Here is a 1,775-nt window from a genome sequence, read left to right as displayed (position 1 = left end):
ACTCCTGACTCCTTGATCTCCTGACTCCTGACTCCTGACTCCTGACTCCTGACTCCTGACTCCTGACTCCTGACTCCTGACTCCTGACTCCTGACTCCTGACTCCTGACTCATGACAAAAAATATACTTGCCCAAAGTCATGAACTCTGGACAAGTATAAATAAAATAATGACTACTTATTCAAAATCACGATGGGGAGGCTCAGTCCATCGTCAATATCGCTCACTGGAAAAGTAGTATAAATTCAGACTTTAATTGTTCTGTGTTCATAGTTGAGAATAGATGATGGACAGGGAAATATTTCCTGTTAGATCCACACATCAAAAATCAACACCCGATTTAAAACCAACCTTTGATTCTAATTAGTCGTTTTCCCATTCTTCACGACCAATTAAATCCCCAATGCGATCGCGCAATAAAAAGTCACACTTCTCCAATTCATATTCAACACAAACCCACTCTCTAGCAGGGATGTATTGGCAGAGTGTATATATTGGCTGTTGACGGCTCACCATTCCCTTCTGCACCAGTTGGCGTGCTTCGTCCTGGATTACGTCGAGAGAGTAGTAATTGATAGAAGGCACCGTATTCACACTCATTGTTTTTACTCACAAATTTACATTTAGATAGTATTCCCAATTTTCATCAGGAAAGAAAATGGCAATAATTTAGACCTTTGGCTAGGTTTTGTAGTTTGCTATACGGAACTATTATCATTTTGACGCTATACACCTATAAATTATCTAAAGAAATGTTAAGTTTGTCAAGGAAGCACAACATTAATATTAACTCCATTTCCAATTGTGCATCCCAATATTTAGAATTTGGCTGATTGGTAATGCCTTGCAGCTACTATTAACAGGTTTACACTTTAATATCTATATACCTATGGTTACAATTTAATCTCGTATTTTCTAATATTATGTATCAAAAAATTATTATTGAGATTCCCAATAATCACTTTTAGCCCTTGTAAAGCCTTTTCTAGCTACACCGTCATGGATTTTTACCAAAAAATATATCTGGTATCTTGTACCGGAAATTGGTTATAGTTTGTCCTTTTTTATACATTATACCATACAGGTGCGACCAATAGATTTGCAAAATTTAGATCCATCAGGCTATTGCCAATCCAACATCTAAAAATTTGAAATCTGATCACAATGGCTAAGTTACACCACTAAATTTTATAGCCAGCATTTGTTAACAATTTTTTAAACATTTTTTAAACATTTTTTAAACATTTTTAAACTGTGCTGCTTTCTATTTGTGACTCTTCGTAATCAGTGATACAAAATTTAATTAACCAACAACTCATCATATCATTCCATTAAGTATTTTTAATAAGTATTTTTAAGTTTCTTATTTTTAATTACATCAACATACAGCAGATTGCACATCCATGAGGTACAAACGGAACAAGCAAAACCCAAGCCGCAAGGATGTTTCACCTCCTGCCTTCTGCCTTCTGCCTTCTGCCTCCTGCCTCCTGCCTTCTGCCTCCTGCCTCCTGCCTTCTGCCTTCTGCCTCCTGCCTCCTGCTTTCTGCCTCCTGCCTTCTGCCTCCTGCCTTCTGCCTTCTGCCTTCTGCTTTCTGCTTACTGTTTCCTGCCTTCTGCCTTCTGTTGTCTTCTTCTTGCCTTCTGATATGATTTCTCGTAATATATATATTAGCACTCCGATTTAGTACATCAGTCGATTGTGTAGCTATGTACTATAAGTATTTCTAACACACTTCGTCACTTTATGCTATTCTTTAGTTTTCAGTAGCCATA

Annotated in this window: 2 protein-coding genes; both read right to left on the bottom strand. The window is 37.3% G+C overall.

Translation table 11 applies throughout. The annotated features are described in order from the left end of the window. Positions 1-362 precede the first annotated feature (362 nt). The gene (locus tag FFR48_RS27670) at positions 363-599 is read right to left on the bottom strand and encodes a DUF4327 family protein (RefSeq protein ID WP_096568309.1); all 237 of its coding nucleotides are present in this window, start codon (positions 597-599) and stop codon (positions 363-365) included. Between the two features lie 778 nt (positions 600-1,377). Then, positions 1,378-1,677: a hypothetical protein gene (locus FFR48_RS29155; protein ID WP_201277704.1), complete on the bottom strand. Its 300-nt coding sequence runs from the start codon at positions 1,675-1,677 to the stop codon at positions 1,378-1,380. Positions 1,678-1,775 lie beyond the last annotated feature (98 nt).

It is taken from the genome of Sphaerospermopsis reniformis (genome assembly GCF_005402885.1).
Taxonomy (GTDB): domain Bacteria; phylum Cyanobacteriota; class Cyanobacteriia; order Cyanobacteriales; family Nostocaceae; genus Sphaerospermopsis; species Sphaerospermopsis kisseleviana.
This window is presented reverse-complemented; position numbering and strand designations above follow the sequence as displayed.

Coding starts and splice junctions, on each gene's coding strand:
- FFR48_RS27670 (WP_096568309.1), bottom strand. CDS start 599: ATGAGTGTGAATACGGTGCCTTCTATCAATTACTACTCTCTCGACGTA.